Consider the following 18,758-nt stretch of genomic DNA (forward strand, 5'->3'; position numbering starts at 1 on the left):
GCTATTTGTAAATTTAGCTAGTAACGAATATTTCTCAGTAATAGATGTAAAAGCGTTGAAAGTACCGGTAATTACGCCTGACTTTAAGGATTATAAGGATGGTAAATTAAAGATCATTAGTTTTTTTGCCAAGAAGGCGAGAGGGATGATGGTTCGTTATATCATTGATACGAATGCCGAGACAATTGATGACTTAAAAGGATTTAATTATGATGGTTATCAATTCGATGCCAATTTATCAAAAGGAAATAATTTAATTTTCACGAGATAGTTTTACACTATTGATAGAATCAAAAAGCGCCATTTTCTTTTGAAAATGGCGCTTTTTGCTTGTGTACTTCTTTTAATGCATCGCATCAGCAGGGTCAATTTTATTTTTCCCTCTTTTGATAAAAAACACAATTGGAATACATAATAAAAATAGAATTCCTAAGTAGAGAAAGATATCCATATAAGCTAAAACGGTACTTTGTTTTAAAACGCTGTAATCGATGGCTTGATAGGCTTTTTTTAGGGATTCATTGAAAGTAAAACCTTTAGACATAAATCCTTTTTGCAACTGCATGATGCGCTGTTGTACTTCAAAGCTGCTGCCGTCTAAATTAGCGATAAGATCAACACGGTGTTTTTGTGAAAACCTTGTTATAAATGTCGTAATTATTGCAATACCAAAAGAACCTCCTAGTTGTCGCATCATTCCAGTAAAGGCGGCACCCTCACCAATGTTCTTTCCTTTTAAGGTAGATAGTGATAAGGTCGTAATAGGAACAAAAAGTAATCCTAGACCAACTCCTCTTAATATCAATGGCCAGTACATGTGTTCAACTCCTGTGTCAGGCGTAAGTACATTATACATCATAAACGTAAACAAAAAGAAGCTCAGGAACCCAACAGCTACCATGTACGATTGCGGTACGCCTTTTTGGATCATTCTACCTACGAAGGGCATCATGATTGCCGTAGTAATCGATCCGGGAATCAACAGTAAACCCGCATCAGTGGCGGTCCATCGTAAAATAGATTGCGTGTAGATTGGTATTATTAAAGTTGATCCATATAAACCAAATCCTAAAATAAAACTCATCAAGGTTCCTATTCGTAAATTTCCATCTTTTAAAACACTTAAGTTGACAATTGGATGTTTATAAACGAGTTGTCTCCAGATAAAAAGGATTAACCCAAATAAGGAAACAGTACTTAAGGCTGTAATTAGTGGATTATTAAACCAATCGTCTTGCTGTCCGTGCTCCAAAACAAATTGCAAAGAGCCTATAAAAGAAGCGAGTAAAATTATACCAATCCAATCTACTTGATTTGATTTTAGTTTTTCACCATATTTAGGACTTCTAACAAAAGTTATTGTAAGCAATGTTGCTATAATTCCTAACGGAATATTGATGTAAAATATATAAGGCCAAGAAAAATTATCAACTAAATACCCACCTAATGGCGGACCTAAAGTTGGTCCTACAATTACTCCCATTCCGTAAATGGCTTGCGCCATTCCGCGTTTAGCAATTGGATAACTCTCTGTAATAATAGTTTGTGCGGTAACTAATAATGCGCCACCACCTAAACCTTGAATAAACCGAAAAGCCACTAGCTCCCAAATATTGGTTGCGTTACCGCATAAAAAGGAGGAAACGGTGAAAATAATAATAGATACTGCAAAATAATTGCGTCGGCCAAATTGTTGCGAGAGCCAGCTTGTCATAGGTATTACGATAACATTAGCAATGGCATAAGCAGTGATTACCCAAGCAACATCAGTCAAAGTAGCGCCAAGACTTCCTCGCATATTCGTTAATGCGACATTAACAATAGTAGTATCTACAATTTCAAGCAAGGCACATAAGACAGCAGTAATCGTGATGATTACTCTCCTAAAGCCATATTCTACTAAATCGTCTTCTGATTTTACCATTTTATTTGATATGTACATCGACGTCCACATTCATACCTGGACGTAGTAGTTTTACTTTTTCGATATCATTACTAGGATCAATACTGATTTTAACGGGTAAACGCTGAATCGTTTTTACAAAATTTCCAGTAGCATTATCAGGAGGCAAAATAGAGAAACGAGATCCTGTTGCAGGTGAAAACGAAACCACAGTTCCTTCAAACTCATAGTCAGGATAAGCATCTACTTTTAAAGTTACTTTTTGTCCTGCTACCATTTTATTCAATTGCGTTTCTTTAAAATTGGCAATAACCCAAGCCGTTGTATTGTTGATAATATAAAATAGCGATTGTCCCGGTTGTACCAATTGTCCTGGCTGGATATCAATTTTAGAAACTTGTCCATCCATTGCTGCGGTAATCACCGTATAGGTTAAATTAAGCTGTGCTGTTTCAAGCATGGCCTTCGCTTTTTTAATATTGGCAGCAGCAACATCGGTTTGTTTATCGGATACTTTTCCTTTAGCCTTGATTACTGACGTTTGGAAAGCAGTGGCTCTTTCTTGCTGTTGCAAAATTCGGACTTGACTCTCCGCTTCTTGTTTTGCTGCAAGTGCTTGCTCGTATTGTTGCTTGGTAATGGTACGGCTCTTGTACAAGTTTTCATAGCGATTAAAATCGCTAGTAGCACGTCCTAATCTAATTTTAGCTGTTTCTATATTTCCGGCTGCTGATTGTACGTTAGCATTTGAAACGGATATACTAGCCAAAACACTTCCGATATCAGCTTTTGATACTTCAAAATTGCTTTCGGCTGCGGCCAAAGTCGCTGCAGCTTCATCGATTTTCAATTCGTAATCATTATTATCAATAGTAAACAGTGTATCTCCCTTTTTTACAAAGTCGTTATCTTTAATATAGACTTTACTCACATATCCCGATACTCTTGGAATAATAGGATTCATGTTTTTTTCTATCTGGGCATCATCAGTTCCTTCATGAGAAAGAGAGTGAATGTATTTATAAGTTCCGTAGGTGATTCCTAAAATTAGTAATGTCCCTATGATAATAATAAACTTTTTGTTTGTTGGTTTCTTTTCCATTTTGGATTATGATTATATTTTTGAAAGATTGAAGGTTTTGTTTAATTGTCCGTTTACCGAAAGCAATTCGTAGTATTTTTGAATTACATTCGCTTTGGCTAACGCCTTATTGATTTTAGATCCTAATTGTTCTACATCAGCTTCTAGCAAATCGTTCGTATCAGATAATCCATTGTCATATTTCTCCTTAATGATACGGTAGTTTTCTGAAGCTTGGTCAACGGCTTCATCGTAAACTATATCTTGTTTAATTGCTAAGTTGTACTCTTCCATCGCTTTTTGAACTTGAATTTTAATATAATCCGCAAGCATATTTTCGGAGTTTTGTACTTCCAGCGCCTTACTTTCGGCTATTTTAACATTGGTACCATTCTTTAAGATTCCGCTTAAATCATACGAAAGTCCTACACCAATATTGATTGCGTTTTGAACTGTAATTACATTTTTTAATCCTAATGAGGTATAACCACCAACAATAGCTACCTGAGGATAATAAGCGCTTTTAGCCACTTTTATATTTGCCAAACTTGCTTTTTCTTGTAAACGAACTGCTTCTAAATCTTTTCTGTTTTCTAGAGCACTCCCATCATTCGCGGGAATGTTGTTCATTTGAAAGTTAGCGAAGTCGCTTTCGGTAATCACCAAATTTGTTTTAGGATCTAATTTTAATAACGATACAAGTTCAAAATTCACAGTATTAAGATCACTCATCGCTTTATCTAAAGACAGCTGCACTTTAGAAACTTGCAATTGTGCTTTCATTAGATCATTACGTGGAATTATTCCGTTTTTTTCTAAGGCGGTAAAATCTACGGCACGTTGTTTTGTACTTTTTTGATTCTCTTTTAAAAGTTCTACTGTTTTTTGTGCTTTATATAGTCGAGCGTAGTAATTCACCACTTTCATCGCCACTTCCTCCTTAGTTTGCATGGCATTTGCTGCTTCCGCTTGGTACATATTGTCAAAAGCAACAATTGTATTTTGAATTTTGAATCCGCTAAAAACAGGTAAACTTGCAGTGGCCTGTCCTAAAAGCAATTGATTAACAGCAGGAGCGGGTTCGCTACCTGAGCCACTCCTGTTTAATTTTAGGTCAACAGTCGCTTTGGTTAGGTGTTGGTACTGTGCTGATACCTTTAAATTGGGATATCTTTCGTTTTTGATGGCTTGTAGCTCATATTTTTTGGTAGCCACTTTGGTATTGGCTAACGAAATCTCATTACTTTTTGACCAAGCCATATTGATGGCTTCATCGAGTGTTAAGCTCGTTTTGTCTTGCGCTACCGCAGCTGAAATTCCGCTAAAGAAAATCCCAAAGAGCAATAATTGACTAACTTTCATAAATAAGAAGGGCTTTAATGGTTTGTTGAATATGTTTCGTAAGCGTTGTTTTGATATAATTATCATAGCTTTCTGGAGTATTTAAATTAAGTAAATTCTCAAAAAAGGGTCTGTTCGTCTCAAAGTGAAAAAAGGTTCCTAAAATTGTAGGAGTGATTAACGGAACAATAATATCTTTTCTAAAAAGACCTTTATTTTGGCCTTGTTCGATGATAGTTTCCAGTGTTTTTAAATTACCTTCTTTTAATTCCACGAAAGCATCTAAGTTGATGCTTCTTTTTTTCGATGAAAATTCAAAATGTAAGATTTTGTATATTTCACTATTGCAGTGCACTCGGGTAACATACAACTCAATTAGTTTATTAATCTTTTCAATTGGATCTAGACTTTCCATGCGTAAAGTATCTAGTTGCAATTTTAAATCGGTCGCTCTATATATTATTAATGACTCCAGCATTCGCTCTTTGGAACCAAAGTAATAAGAAACCATGGCAATATTAATCTTAGCTTCTTTAGCAATATTTCTGATAGAGGTTGCGTCGAAACCTTTTTCAGCAAAAAGTGATTCTGCTACCTGCAGGATATGAATTTGTTTATCGTTAAAAGTGGAGTCCAACATCATGCTTAAAATTTATGAAACAAAATTAAACATTTGTTTAAATTAAACGATTGTTTAATTTAAATTTAACGTACTATTAACAAGTGTTTGCCCTGTAGGTTTGTATTGAAAGATCTTGCTGCTTGTTTTTTTCTATCTGTTTGTTACTTAATACTCTATTGCATCTTCCGTTTCGATACAGGGTAGGAAGTGATGAATTGTGAATATCTATTTTAAAAAATAGCCCTTATTTTTTTTCTAAAATCTATCTTTGGCTTCCCAACTAAAAAACAAAAAATATGAGCGCAATTTGGTATGAATGCAAGGTAAAATATAGAAAAACAGATGAGACTGGAAATCAAAAAGTGATTTCAGAGCCGTACCTAGTAGACGCTTTATCCTATACCGAAGCAGAGAGCAGGATTAATGAAGAAATGGCTGCCTACACTAGTGAGGAGTTTAAGATTACCAATATTAAGGTAGCTAACTATGCTGAGATTCATCCTTTTGAGAATGCAGATCGCTGGTTCAAATCTAAGATTTCCTTACTCGCTTACGATGAAGAAAGCGGTAAAGAACGCAAAACAAACATGTACTTCTTAGTTCAAGCGAATGATGTGAAAGAAGCGTATGATAATACAGTTGAAACCATGAAAGGAACGATGGGAGATTACAGTATTCCGGCTATAACCGAGTCACCTATCATGGATGTTTTTCCTTATTTTAGTGGTGAAGATGACAAATTAGAGCAACTTGAAAAGTTCAATGCTTTGAAAGCATCCAAACCAGAGGTTGCTGTTGAAGTAGAGGATCATATGGAGTTTGTTGCTGAAGAGGAAGCAGTGGTGTAAGTACTAAGCACAAATTTTAGATATAAAGTTCACAGATAAAGCTACTTTTAAAAGTTTTGTCTGTGAACTTTTTTATTTTTCTAAAGTAAAAAAATTATATTCAATGGAGGGTTTTGCTATGATTAAGCTGATGTAACTATACTATACAAGTGCATTTTATCCTTAATTCTCTCTTTCTTTTTTCATGTTTAGGAATTCTATCTTAGTTATATACCAATTGTTTAAACGTAACATTTGTCCTAAATACTGTAACTTATTATATTGTTAATGCCATAATTTAGTTTTATTAAATGACAAGCAAATGAATTTAGAAATAAGTCTGGTTTTAGGGATTTTAGGAATAGCTTTTCTGCTATTTGTTAGTGAAAAATTTACTGTTGATAAAACAGCTTTTTTTATACTAACCAGTCTATTGATATGTAGTCTTGTTAGTCCGGAAGAAGCTGTTTCTGGATTTTCGGATAATGCTGTCCTGACTATTTTATGTTTAATGATTATTGCTATAAGTTTAGAAAAAAACGGAGTGGTTTCTTGGGTAGCTCAAAAAATGATTCCCATTATCAAGTTACCCATTTGGGTTTTCTTGCCCTTTTTGATGATTACCGTTGCCTTTTTTTCCTCTTTCATAGCAACAACTGCTGTGGTAATCATTTTTATTAAATTAGTAAATGAGCTGGATAAAATGGGTAAAATTGATCGTGCTCGAGTACTTTTGCCTATATCATTTGCAGGGATTTTAGGTGGTAGTTGTACACTGATGGGAACGAGCACCAACTTAATTGTTTCAGATATTTCTCGAAAAAGTGGCATTGGCCGTTTTAGTTTTTTTGAGTTTTCTACAGCTGGTATTGTGTTTTTGCTAGTATCTATTCCGATTATATATTTCTTAGCAAAAAAGTTTTTACCAAGAAGCGCTTCTCAAAAGGAAGTTGACTCCCATCAAAAATATGGCTATATCACTGCGGTCAAAATCAAAGAAAATTCTAAATTAATAGGAAAGCAAGCGGGCGAGACCGAAATTTGGAATGAAAATGATATTCGTTTAATCAAAATCCAAAGAGGTAAGAGGCATCTCAAAAACAATATCAAAGCAGAGGTTTTAGAGGTGGGCGATGTTTTGTGGTTAGACCTTACCCTAGAGGATTTGACTGCACAAACTGAAAGTTTAGGGCTGAACATTTTGGGAGTTGATCATGATGTGATCGAAGAGAATTTTAGCAATGAATACCATGAAGTAATTATTTTGCCTAATTCTCGTTTTATCAATATGACTTTAGAGGAGTTTAACATGACTTTACCAAACAACATCTACGTAAAGGGAGTAAGTAGCGATTCTAAATTTTCCAAAAGCAATAATTATTTCAAAAAGATTTTTACTAAAAAATTTATGAACCCAGGCAATCGTGTGTTGCTGTCCGGAAATCTGAGTGAAATTAGAAAAATAGCAAATGAAAGCAATTTACTTTTTGCTAATACCGTCATTACGGATCCTTATATTCCAACGTACAAAAAGTTGATTTCGTTTTTCGCAATCATTTTGGTCATTGTTTTAGCGGCTACAAATACTTTTTCAATTCTTAAATCTTGTTTGTTAGGAGTTGCTTTATGTTTGTTTACTGGCTGTATTCAATTAAATGATGCCTACAAAGGGATTAACTGGCAGGTGGTATTTTTATTGGCGGGTATGATTCCGTTAGGTATTGCTATGAAAAATACCGGGACAGATGTTTTTATAGCTAATCAGCTGTATGCCGTGCTTAAGTCGGTTCCAGCCTCAGTAACAATTACCATTATCTTTGCATTTACGATGTTGATGAGCGGATTTGTATCCAATAATGCGACTGCCATCATTATTGCACCTATTGTAATTGCTGTTGCTGCTAAATTAAATCTTAATCCTAAGCCTTTACTCTATGCGGTCATGTTTGGTGCTAATTTTAGTTTTTATACGCCAATGGGATATCAAACCAATGCTATTATTTATGGTCTAGGGATTTATAAATTCAAACATTTTTTAATTATTGGTAGTGTATTATCAGTAGTTCTGCTTATTGTAGCAAGTATTTTACTGCCGATGCTTTATTTATAATCGTTTAAGGGAATAAAAAAAAGCGTTTTACTTTTTTTCAAAAGGAACAAAACGCTTTTTTTTATTGCAAATGAATACTGTCTCTATCGAATCGCTTTTACAAATTCACTGATTTTTCCGGTTCCGTTTTTGGTTAAATCTTGTATAAAAGCACTACCAATAATAGCTCCTTTAGCATATTGGGTTGCTTGGTTAAATGTCTCCGAATTATTGATTCCAAAACCAATCACTTGTGGATTTTTCAAGTTCATATTAGCTATTCTCTTGAAGTAGTCCGCTTGGGTATCACCAAAACCAGTTTGAGAACCAGTAACACTCGCTGAACTTACCATATAAATGAATCCGTTTGAAACGCTATCTATAAAACCAATACGTGCATCAGAGGTTTGAGGCGTGATTAAAAACACATTGATCAAACCGTATTTTTCGAATGTAGGCTTGTACTTTTCGGCGTATACGTCAACTGGAAGGTCTGGAATAATTAAACCATCGATACCAATTTCTGCACATTTTTTACAAAAAGCTTCAATACCGTATTGCAACATCGGATTAAAATAGCCCATGATGATAAGCGGAATTGTTACGCTTTCGCGAATGGTACTCAATTGGTTAAACAACGTTTGGGTCGTCATTCCATTATGTAAAGCGGCAGTTGAACTTTCCTGAATTGTAGGTCCATCAGCAAGTGGGTCGCTAAAAGGCAATCCAATTTCGATCATGTCTACTCCGTTTTTTTCTAAATCTTGTATGATTTGCACGGTATCGTTTAGATTAGGATATCCTGCAGAGAAGTAGATGGAAAGTATTTTTTTATCTTCTTGTAATTTTTGTTCTATTCTGTTCATTGTTTTCGAGTATTGAAAATGCTATTTTTATTTATTGCAGTTAGTTTACGGCGCTGTATACCCAAACTTTTTCTTGAGACTGCAATTGAACTTCGATGCGTCGATAGTACTTGCCTTCATACGTGTCAGCAAGCTCTAAATCTTTTTCAGATAGTTCATATACAATTCCGCTAATCACGTCTTCCTTGTTATCGGTTGGGGTGATTATGGGATAAGTTTCTACGCCAAATTCTTCCTCAATTTGTATGGTTTGAATACTGTAGCCCAGTAAGGATTGAGCAGTACCAGTAAGGCTTCTACCAAAGATATTCTCTTGAATGTCTTTTTCTCTTAATGTTCCGTAAGCAAATAATTTAGCCATTTTTCTATTTTTGAAACGTTAGTCTTTTTTTGCGTTAGGGATGGCAGCGGTATCTCCTAATTTGTGAAAACGGAGGCTTTTTTTAGCCGTAGTTTTTGCAAATTGGGAATTTAGCGTACAGCCCGACCCGCTTTTTTGGCGGGAAACGCCCTAAAACCTATTTTAAATTCGGTTGTTTTATAACTTAAAATAGTCAATATAGGTACTTAAATCTTTATCCCCACGACCTGACAAGCTTATCACGACAATATCGTCTGGTTTGAATTTTTTATCGTTCAACACAGCGAGTGCATGAGAGGTTTCTATGGCCGGAATTATTCCTTCCAGTTGTGACAAATCAAGACCTGCTTGCATGGCATCATCATCAGTCACAGAGAAAAACTCCGCTCGACCAGATGTTGCTAAATGCGAGTGCATAGGTCCAACACCAGGGTAATCTAATCCTGCCGAAATAGAATATGGCTCTGTAATTTGTCCATCAGGCGTTTGCATTAACAAGGTTTTACAACCGTGAATAATACCTACTTTACCCAATTTACTAGTTGCTGCACTTTGACCGCTATTTACGCCTTTTCCTGCAGCCTCAACCGCGATAATTCCAACTTCGGGCTCGTGCAAAAAGTGGTAAAAAGTACCTGCTGCGTTACTACCACCGCCTATACAAGCGATTACGTAATCCGGGTTTTCACGTCCTTCTTTTTCTTTTAATTGCCATTTGATTTCCTCGGATATAACTGATTGGAAACGTGTTACCATGTCAGGATACGGATGCGGCCCTATAGCGGAACCAATGATGTAGTGTGTATCCACCGGATTGTTAATCCAATCGCGAATGGCTTCGTTTGTAGCGTCTTTAAGTGTTTTTGACCCTGATTTTGCTGGACGAACTTCGGCACCAAGCATTTTCATTCGGGCCACGTTAGGTGCTTGTCTAGCGATATCTACTTCGCCCATGTAAATGATACATTCCAAGCCCATCAAAGCACAAACTGTTGCTGTTGCAACACCATGTTGTCCTGCGCCAGTCTCAGCAATGATGCGTTTTTTTCCTAATTTTTGAGCTACTAAAATTTGACCAATCGTATTATTGATTTTATGCGCTCCCGTGTGATTTAAATCTTCTCTTTTCAGGTAGATTTTAGTATTGTATTTTTGTGATAATCGAGTTGCAAAATACAGTGGGCTAGGACGTCCCACATAATCTTTTTGTAACTGATCAAACTGCGCCTTAAAATCAGGCTCAGCAGTAATTTTTAAATATTCTTGGCGTAATTCTTCAACATTTGGGTATAACATTTCAGGGATATAGGCTCCGCCAAATTCTCCGTAATAGCCATTTTCGTCTACGTTGTATGACATTGTTTTTAAATTTAAGGTTAGAGTGCCAAATTATGTTGGAACGCTCTCAGTAACTTTGCATTTTTTAATCCAGGTTCAATTTCGAATTTACTATTTACATCTATGGCATAAACGGGTAAATTAGTTTTAAGTATATCGTGAACGGCCTGGGCTTCTTCAAGTCCGATGCCACCGCTTAAAAAGAAAGGCTTTGAGGAAGGATAGTGTTTTAATACATTCCAATCAAAGGTAGTTCCGTTTCCTCCAGGCAATTTTCCTTTAGTATCAAAAAGAAAATAATCACAGACATTCTCAAATGGTTTTAAGCGTTCAAAATCAAAATCATCAGCCACAGAAAACACTTTTATAATCTCTATTTCGGTTTGATTATGAAGGTTCAATTCACTCTTCAAATTTAAGCAAAAATCTACAGATTCTTTGCCATGTAGCTGTACAGCTTGTAAATTATTTTTAATTATTATTTCAATAATGTTGGCAATCGATTCATTCACAAAAACGCCTGTTTTTTTAATGGATTTTGGTAGTTCAGGAATTTGTCCATCAAAATAGCGTGATGATTTTTCCCAGAATATAAATCCCATATAATCCGGTTTTAATTGGGCTACTTCCAATATGTTTTCAGGATATTTCATGCCGCAAATTTTGAGTTTCATAAGGCTGTTTTTTAATGATGATAGAATCGAGTTATAGTTGAGCTATGAAATCAATAGCAGCTTGACCAGCATTATCTGTTTTCATGAAATTTTCTCCAATCAGGAATCCTTTGTAGCCATAAGGTTTTAATTCGGTAATGGCTTCAATGGAACTAATTCCGCTTTCGGATACTTTTACGAAATCATTCGGAATTTGATCTGCTAATTGCTTACTGAAATCCAAACTAACTTCGAAGGTTTTCAAGTTTCGGTTATTGACACCAATCATGTCTAAAGAAGGCATGATCGATTTTTCTAACTCCTCTTGGTTGTGAACTTCTAATAATACTTCAAGACCCAAGCTCTTGGCAAATAACGATAAGGATTGAATTTCGTCACGAGTTAAAACAGCAGCGATAAGCAAAATTAAATCTGCGCCATGTGCTTTGGCCTCTAAAATTTGATATTCATCAACAATAAATTCTTTTCGCAAAAGCGGAATATGCACTGAGGCTCTTGCCAAAAGTAAATCGTCTAATGAACCACCAAAATATTTACCATCTGTCAGTACCGATATACCACAAGCGCCCGCTGTTTCATAACCTTTTACTACTTCTTCAACGGTGAAACTATAATTAATTGCTGCCTTAGAAGGGGAACGGCGTTTGTGTTCAGCGATAATTCCTGTCGTACTGTTTCTTAAATTGCTGCTTAAAGAGAGTGTCTCCTTTTGAAAATATACAGATGCTTCCAACTGTGAAATTGGAATAATCGATTTTTTAAGAATGACTTCTCTTCGCTTATCTACTATAATTTTATCTAGAATATTCATTTTTGTACTTTAAATATTAAAATCAACTGTGCTCTTTATTTACTTAAATCTTGAAGAATTTGTAATCGTTTTAGTCCTGCTCCAGATAGTAAACTTTCTTTGGCTAACTCAAATCCCTCTCGTGGCGAACAACCATTTACAGTCGCGATAGCCATACCCGCATTAGCACATACTACATTATTTTGAGCTTCAGTCCCTTGACCTGAAATTATAGCTGTAAAAAGTGCCGCTGATTCCTCAATAGTGGTTCCGCCAGCAATTTCCTCTTCCTGCAATTGGCGTACACCAAAGCTTTCGGGGTTTAGCATACCTTCCATTTTTGGGGTGATGATCTTTGTTGGACAAGTCAGCGATACTTCGTCATAGCCATCTAAAGAATGTAAAATGGTAAAGTTAGTGCTGGTATCTTGGTATAAATAAGCATACATACGAGCAAGTTCCAAATTAAAAACACCTACCAATTGATTTTGAGGAAAAGAAGGATTCACCATGGGACCTAACATATTAAAAAAGGTTTTTACGGCTAGCTCTTTTCTAATTGGGCCTACATTTTTCATGGCAGGGTGAAATAGAGGAGCATGTAAAATCGCAATTCCGGCTTTTTCCATTGATTTCTCTAAAAAATCAGCGTCGTTACTAAATTTAATTCCAAGTTTTTCCATCACATTGCTAGACCCTGAAATAGATGATACGCCATAATTTCCATGTTTGGCCACTTTAATTCCCGCTCCCGCAGCTACAAATGAGGCCAAACTCGAGATGTTAAAAGTGTCCTTACCGTCGCCTCCTGTTCCGCATAAATCGATTGTATTATAAGCCGAAAGGTCTACGCGGATGCATAACTCTAACAATGCCTCCCTAAAGCCGGCGAGCTCGTGGATGGTAACGCTACGCATCATATAAACCGTTAAAAAAGAAGCAATTTGACTGCTGTTGTAACTTCCGTTTGAGATGTTTACTAGAACGTTTTTCGCCTCTTCTTTAGTTAAGGTTTCGTGATTGATTAATCTATTGAGTATATTTTTCATTTTAAAGTAGGTCTTAAAGTGGTTGTTCGGTCACTGTTTTTGTTAACTGTTTACCCAGTTTTCTAACATTTTTTTTCCGTTTGGAGTAAGCACGCTTTCGGGATGAAATTGAACACCACGTACATCAAATGTTCTATGACGAAGTGACATTACTTGACCGTTTTCGTCGAATGAAGTTGCTTCCAAAACATCGGGTAAGCTCGCATCTACAACCCACGAGTGGTAACGACCCACTTCAAATTCGGTTTCTAAACCTTTAAAAAGCACCTCGTCAGTAACTGTCGTTTTAACAGTGGTCGCTACGCCGTGATAGACTTTGTCTAGATTCGACAATGTTCCTCCATAAACTTCTCCTATCGCTTGTTGTCCTAGGCAAACACCAAAAATGCTTTTGGTTGATCCGTATTTTTGAATAACTGCTTTTAGCAAACCAGCTTCATCGGGAATACCAGGCCCTGGTGATAACAAAATTTTGTCAAAATGACCAATTTCGTCCAATTCAAATTCATCATTTCTATAGACGGTAACTTCGCAATTAAGGTCTTCTAGATAATGTACTAAATTATAGGTAAAGCTATCGTAGTTGTCTATTACTAATATTTTTTTCATGTCGTTGTACTAATGTAAAGATTGAAGTTGATTTACGATCGATTTTCAATCTTGTGTTGCGTTTTTATATCTGTTCGGCTAGGTCTAAGGCCGTATTCAAAGCTCTTAATTTATTGTATACTTCTTGCATTTCGCTTTCTTCATCAGAGCTAGCCACGATTCCAGCACCTGCTTGAGAATGCAATTGGTGGTTTTTGCTAAGGAATGTTCGAATCATTATGGCATGATTGAAGTTACCCTCGAAGTCCATGAATCCAATAGCACCACCATAAAAATTACGATTGGTTTTTTCATATTCTTCGATCAATTGCATGGCACGGTGTTTAGGCGCTCCACTTAATGTACCTGCAGGAAACGTATCTGCTACTACCTGCATGGTTGAAGCATTGTCATGCAAATGACCGGTTACTTTAGAAACTAAGTGGATAACGTGAGAAAAAAACTGTACTTCCCTATAACTCTCTACGTTGACCAAATGTCCGTTTCTACTTAAATCATTTCGAGCTAAGTCCACTAGCATAACATGTTCGCTGTTTTCCTTCTTGTCTTCTGACAGTTGCTTAGCTAAAACAGCATCTTTTTCATCGTCACCCGTTCTTTTGAAAGTTCCTGCAATAGGATGAATTTCGGCTTTGCGATCTTTCACGATAATTTGAGCTTCGGGCGAAGACCCAAAAATTTTGAAATCACCGTAATCAAAGAAGAATAGGTAAGGAGAAGGGTTGATACTGCGCAAAGCACGGTACACATTAAATTCGTCTCCTTTAAAACCTTGTGTAAAACGTCTTGATAATACCAACTGAAAGACATCACCACGGAAGCAATGTTTTTTAGCCAGTGCTACGTTATGCTTGAATTCGGCATCGGTTAGATTTGAGAATCCTTCACCTTGTTTAGAGAATTTATAGGAAGGAATATTTCGAGATTGCATTAATTGCTCAATTTCGGCAATATTATCTTTCCCTTCTAAGCTGTGGCAAAAGATATACGCTTCATTTTTAAAGTGGTTGATAGCAATGATGTTTTGATAAACAGCATAATAAATATCAGGAATGGTATTGCTGTTTTCTTTTTTAGCAATGGTTACTTTTTCAAAATACCGAACTGCATCGTATGAAATGTACCCAAACAAGCCATTGTTTATGAATTTAAAATCATTTTTTTCAGCTTTAAATTGATTTGAAAATTCTTGAATGATAGTAGGAACATCAATGGAACTGTCAATTGTAATTTGCTCTTTAGTACCATCAGGAAATTGCTTAATAATAAGTTCATTTTCTATTTTGATAGAAGCAATTGGATTACAGCATATATAGGAGAAACTGTTGTCATTACCATGATAGTCGCTACTTTCCAGTAAAAGGCTGTTAGGGAATTTATCTCTGATTTTAAAATAAAGGCTAACAGGGGTAATCGTATCCGCTAATAGCTGCTTGTATTTTGTTTTTAATGTAAATAGTTTCAATTGAATTAAGTTTAAGATTTATACTTATTTAATCATTTTTTTTAGCACAAAAAAAAGGCTTGTCGTCATGACAAGCCTTTTATAAATGTATCTAATAATACCATAGGAGCTTAGTTCACGACGACTGACGTAAATTATTCCACCACCAAGTATTGTTTGTAATTGTTTTCATAAGTCAAAGATAGAAATATATATTTATATGACAATCACATTAAAACAAAAAAACATATATTTTTTTTAAAAATGTATGCTGCGTAGGGGACGAAATAAGAAACCCAGCAATTGCTTGCTGGGTTTACTAGTATACTTGATGAAAAAAGTATTAGAATTTTAAAACTACAGTTAATTCAAACTCATCAGAGATTGCTTTATCACCTAAATTATCAAAAATACTTCCTGAACCGTATTTGATATCATATTTAGTTCTATCAACCATAAATTTAGTAGAAGCAGTATCACCTTTTACAGCCATATTAAAAGAAACTGGCTTAGTAATTCCTTTAATAGTCAAATCAGCAGTAACTGAATACATGTCTTTTGAAGACATTCCTATTTTTTTGAAAACAAGAATTGCAGTAGGAAATTTTTCAGTTCCAAAGAAGTCTTCAGACTTTAAATGTCCGTTTAATTTAGTTTGGTATTCACCAGTTAAATCAGTTGCAGTCAATGTCGTCATGTCTACTGTGAAAGTACCACCTACTAATTTAGTTCCTTTAAATAATAAAGTACCATCTTTTAAGTTTACAGTTCCGCTGTGCTCTCCAGTAACTTTTTTACCATTCCAGTTGATTGTACTTGCTTTTACGTCAACTTTCTTTGTTTGTGCTGATACTGTTGCTGTCGATAAAACGACTACTAATGCTAATGCAATTGCTTTTAAATTTTTCATTTGTTTAATTTTTTGTGTGAGTATTTAATTGATTTGTTTTGGAATTATATTGTTATGAAGAGATCTTCATGAGACTTTCTAACTTTTACGTAATGCTGTGTATCATCCTCAGTGTGGCGGTATCCTACCGGAGCAATTACTGTAGCATTTAAGTTTAATGCATCTAAACCTAATATTTCATTGAACTTAGCTGCATTGAATCCCTCCATAGGAGTCGCGTCTATATTCAGTTCTGCTGCTGCATTTAATAGATTACCAAGTGCAAGGTAGGTTTGTTTTGCAGTCCAGACTGTTTGGGCTTCGTCACTCATTCCTTTAATAGCACCATTCATTAATTCAGAAAAACCATTTAACGCGTCCTCTGGAATACCTCTAGTCTCACTAATGTTCTTGATGTAAGCATCTACTTCTGTGGCTCCTACATTTGTTTGTGCAGCAAAAATAAAAATGTGAGAAGCATCAGTAATTTGTGTTTGACCAAAAGCAGCCTTAATTAATTGTGCTTTCATTTCGTCACTTTCAACAACAATTACTTTGTACAACTGCAATCCATAAGATGAGGCGCTTAAACGAACAGCTTCTTTAAGAAAATCTAAATCCTCTACAGAAATTTTCTTACTACTATCGTATTTTTTTGTGGCATAACGCCAATTTTGATTTTCTAAAAATGTACTCATTGTTATTGGTTTATTGATTTCTATATTTTTCTAATAATTTATTTAATGTTTCCTGCTCAGTAGCGTCTAAATTTGCCGCGAAGGAATCTTCATGAAGGATAACCTGTGGATCTAATTTTTTAAGAACTTCTAATCCCTTAGCGGTGATCGCTACTTCAATTTTACGGCGATTGTCAGGGCAAACGTTCCGGGTAACTAAATCTTTCAATAATAATTTATCTACAAGTCTAGTTGTATTGCTTGTCTTTGCAATCATGCGCTCTTGAATAGCAAACATGTTTGCTGCCACTCCTTTTTGTCCTCTTAATATTCTCAAAACATTATATTGCTCACTCGACAAATCATAAGGCTTTAAAACCTCATTGAATTTTTCGGAAATAATGTTTTGTGCATACAATACATTTAACATAATACGCTTAGCGTTTGTTAAAGATGTATTTGTTTTTATAATTTCTTCAATTGTCATTTTAAAGTATGCTTTATTTGTTGGTACAAATGTAACGCTTTTATTAGTTGTATATACAAATGTTATTGTTTATTTTTTATTTATTTTTTAAGTTTTTGATTTATAGTAATTTGGCTATTGTAATTAGTGCCTTATTTTATGATAGAAGCCTAACGATATATTGACTTAACTGATTTTAATACTATAACTCAGAATAGATACATGTTAAATGGATGATATATGTGTAGCGCGTAGTACATGCGGTTAAAGCAAGTGTTATTGTTATTTGGATTGTACGGTTAGCAGTAAGATGCGTGAAGGATAGTAGTGAAAATCCTTTTTATTTTTTCTTAAAAATTAAAAGATTGTAGTGTATAGCCTGACCTTGTGTAACGCAGTGGAATATAGGCACGCCAAAGTGAAAATAAGACCATAAAATAAATAACATATGACTTAAAAAATATAGCGCGCAATTAGTATCTTAATTTTTTTTAGTAGTACTTTAGTGTACTTTAAAGTGTAGCAATTTTATACGTAAAAAATTTTACGCTTAATTGCTTATAGCAGGTTAGTAGCTCGAGGTTTATGTAATGAATGCGAGATAAAAAAATAGTTTATGAGTAGGGATTTTACTAAATATAATTATGATGAACTTTTAGTAATTGCTAGAAATCAAGAGGAGGAACTTGAGCGATTGCAAATAGTAAGTAGGATGCGAAATAATTTTGAAGGTTATTTTGACAAATCTATTGATCTCATTTGCGTTGCAGGCGTTGACGGTTTTTACAAGGTAGTAAATCCAGCATTTATAAAAGCACTAGGTTATAGTAAGGAAGAAATTGAAAATAAATTTATTACAGATTTTATACATCCTGACGATGTAGCCAAATCTGAAAAGGTGCTCAACGGATTATATAATGGTGGAATCCTCCAAGATTTCCAGAACAGACTAATCGCAAAAGACGGAAGAACGATAACTGTGCAATGGTCTACTTATGCTACTCATGCTCAAGATATTTTTTATGGTATAGGGCGGGATATTAGTTTTCTAGTAGACGCAAAAGACAAACTTGAGCGAGGGCAAAAGATCTTAAACGACGCTCAAAAAATGGCCAAGATAGGTTCGTGGGAATTTAATTTTGAGGCAAATGAATTGTTTTGGTCTGATGAGTTGTATGCAATTTACGAAATCGAAAAGACTGCTGGCATAGACTTGGTAGCCATTTACGAGAAACATTTAAGCGAGGAGCAACTACGTCTTTTTACGCATCACATTAATAAAATAATCGAAGATTATCAGCCTTTTGAAATAGAATATGAATTGCTTTTTTCGAATAAAAGCAAATTTATTAACGTTAAAGCTGAGGCAATTTTAGATCATGAAGGAAATTTAACTGCAATAAGAGGAAACAGCCAAGACGTTACTGAAACCTATCTAATTAAAAAACAGCTTGACCAAAAAACCAAAGAGGAAACTGCTCTGAAACTTAGATTAGCTGAAGAAGAAGGTAATTCAAAATTTAAAGAGTATATAGAAAGCGCTCCTGATGCCGTATTTGTTATAAATGATAAAGGATGTTATATTGAGGTAAACAAAGCAGCTACAACGATGTCTGGCCTTTCTAAAGAAGAGTTGCTTCAAAAACGCTTTGGAGATATGTCTAATCCTGAAGGTCAAGAAGAGGAGATAAAAGCCTTTTTACAAACTTTGAATAATAATGGTACTGCTAAA

Annotated in this window: 19 protein-coding genes; 4 read left to right on the forward strand and 15 right to left on the reverse strand. The window is 35.1% G+C overall.

Going from position 1 to position 18,758, the window contains the following annotated elements:
• On the forward strand, positions 1–271 hold a 271-nt coding region (yaaA, locus tag P8M54_RS01425; RefSeq protein ID WP_300284165.1), incomplete at its 5' end, for a peroxide stress protein YaaA.
• A 72-nt stretch (positions 272–343) separates the two neighbouring features.
• On the opposite strand, the gene P8M54_RS01430 is transcribed toward yaaA, so the two are convergent.
• Genes P8M54_RS01430 through P8M54_RS01445 form a run of 4 tightly spaced genes read right to left on the reverse strand, consistent with a single transcriptional unit; the run spans position 344 to position 4,968 of the window.
• Positions 344–1,924, reverse strand: a complete 1,581-nt coding sequence (locus tag P8M54_RS01430) for an MDR family MFS transporter (RefSeq protein ID WP_300284168.1) — start codon at positions 1,922–1,924, stop codon at positions 344–346.
• Position 1,925: 1 nt separating this feature from the next.
• Positions 1,926–3,005 (reverse strand): HlyD family secretion protein, encoded by a 1,080-nt coding sequence (locus P8M54_RS01435; RefSeq protein ID WP_300284171.1) that lies wholly within the window; start codon positions 3,003–3,005, stop codon positions 1,926–1,928.
• 12 nt (positions 3,006–3,017) lie between these two features.
• Positions 3,018–4,346 (reverse strand): TolC family protein, encoded by a 1,329-nt coding sequence (locus tag P8M54_RS01440; protein ID WP_300284174.1) that lies wholly within the window; start codon positions 4,344–4,346, stop codon positions 3,018–3,020.
• Entirely contained in the window at positions 4,336–4,968 is a 633-nt protein-coding gene (locus P8M54_RS01445) for a TetR family transcriptional regulator (protein ID WP_300284177.1), read from the reverse strand. The genes P8M54_RS01440 and P8M54_RS01445 overlap by 11 nt, the downstream gene beginning before the upstream one ends.
• A gap of 275 nt (positions 4,969–5,243) precedes the next feature.
• On the opposite strand from P8M54_RS01445, the gene P8M54_RS01450 reads away from it, so the two are divergent.
• Entirely contained in the window at positions 5,244–5,795 is a 552-nt protein-coding gene (locus tag P8M54_RS01450) for a DUF4494 domain-containing protein (protein WP_300284180.1), read from the forward strand.
• Between the two features lie 301 nt (positions 5,796–6,096).
• Complete coding sequence (locus tag P8M54_RS01455; RefSeq protein WP_300284183.1) at positions 6,097–7,884, forward strand: SLC13 family permease; 1,788 nt, start codon at positions 6,097–6,099, stop codon at positions 7,882–7,884.
• A gap of 83 nt (positions 7,885–7,967) precedes the next feature.
• Here the strand turns inward: P8M54_RS01455 and trpA are convergent, their stop codons facing one another.
• The 11 genes from trpA to P8M54_RS01510 all read right to left on the reverse strand — a co-directional run bounded on the left by trpA (position 7,968) and on the right by P8M54_RS01510 (position 17,047).
• Positions 7,968–8,729 (reverse strand): tryptophan synthase subunit alpha, encoded by a 762-nt coding sequence (gene trpA, locus P8M54_RS01460; protein WP_300284186.1) that lies wholly within the window; start codon positions 8,727–8,729, stop codon positions 7,968–7,970.
• 40 nt (positions 8,730–8,769) lie between these two features.
• The gene (locus P8M54_RS01465; RefSeq protein WP_300284189.1) at positions 8,770–9,090 is read right to left on the reverse strand and encodes a gamma-glutamylcyclotransferase family protein; all 321 of its coding nucleotides are present in this window, start codon (positions 9,088–9,090) and stop codon (positions 8,770–8,772) included.
• 177 nt (positions 9,091–9,267) lie between these two features.
• On the reverse strand, positions 9,268–10,449 hold the full coding sequence (gene trpB, locus P8M54_RS01470; protein WP_300284192.1) for a tryptophan synthase subunit beta: 1,182 nt from the start codon (positions 10,447–10,449) through the stop codon (positions 9,268–9,270).
• Between the two features lie 17 nt (positions 10,450–10,466).
• Positions 10,467–11,102 (reverse strand): phosphoribosylanthranilate isomerase, encoded by a 636-nt coding sequence (locus P8M54_RS01475; RefSeq protein ID WP_300284195.1) that lies wholly within the window; start codon positions 11,100–11,102, stop codon positions 10,467–10,469.
• A gap of 31 nt (positions 11,103–11,133) precedes the next feature.
• Complete coding sequence (gene trpC, locus P8M54_RS01480) at positions 11,134–11,913, reverse strand: indole-3-glycerol phosphate synthase TrpC (RefSeq protein ID WP_300284197.1); 780 nt, start codon at positions 11,911–11,913, stop codon at positions 11,134–11,136.
• A gap of 35 nt (positions 11,914–11,948) precedes the next feature.
• Positions 11,949–12,941: an anthranilate phosphoribosyltransferase gene (gene trpD, locus P8M54_RS01485; RefSeq protein ID WP_300284200.1), complete on the reverse strand. Its 993-nt coding sequence runs from the start codon at positions 12,939–12,941 to the stop codon at positions 11,949–11,951.
• 42 nt (positions 12,942–12,983) lie between these two features.
• On the reverse strand, positions 12,984–13,550 hold the full coding sequence (locus P8M54_RS01490) for an aminodeoxychorismate/anthranilate synthase component II (protein ID WP_300284203.1): 567 nt from the start codon (positions 13,548–13,550) through the stop codon (positions 12,984–12,986).
• 64 nt (positions 13,551–13,614) lie between these two features.
• Entirely contained in the window at positions 13,615–15,015 is a 1,401-nt protein-coding gene (locus P8M54_RS01495; protein WP_300284205.1) for an anthranilate synthase component I family protein, read from the reverse strand.
• Between the two features lie 322 nt (positions 15,016–15,337).
• Positions 15,338–15,904 (reverse strand): YceI family protein, encoded by a 567-nt coding sequence (locus P8M54_RS01500; RefSeq protein WP_300284207.1) that lies wholly within the window; start codon positions 15,902–15,904, stop codon positions 15,338–15,340.
• Between the two features lie 44 nt (positions 15,905–15,948).
• A complete protein-coding gene (locus P8M54_RS01505) occupies positions 15,949–16,581 on the reverse strand; it encodes an NAD(P)H-dependent oxidoreductase (protein WP_300284209.1) in 633 nt (210 codons plus the stop codon).
• A 10-nt stretch (positions 16,582–16,591) separates the two neighbouring features.
• The gene (locus P8M54_RS01510; protein WP_300284212.1) at positions 16,592–17,047 is read right to left on the reverse strand and encodes a MarR family transcriptional regulator; all 456 of its coding nucleotides are present in this window, start codon (positions 17,045–17,047) and stop codon (positions 16,592–16,594) included.
• 595 nt (positions 17,048–17,642) lie between these two features.
• Between P8M54_RS01510 and P8M54_RS01515 the strand changes: the two genes are divergently transcribed.
• A partial coding sequence (locus P8M54_RS01515; protein WP_300284214.1) for a PAS domain S-box protein occupies positions 17,643–18,758 on the forward strand: 1,116 nt, incomplete at its 3' end.

The organism is Flavobacterium sp. (genome assembly GCF_029242675.1).
Classification (GTDB): Bacteria; Bacteroidota; Bacteroidia; order Flavobacteriales; family Flavobacteriaceae; genus Flavobacterium.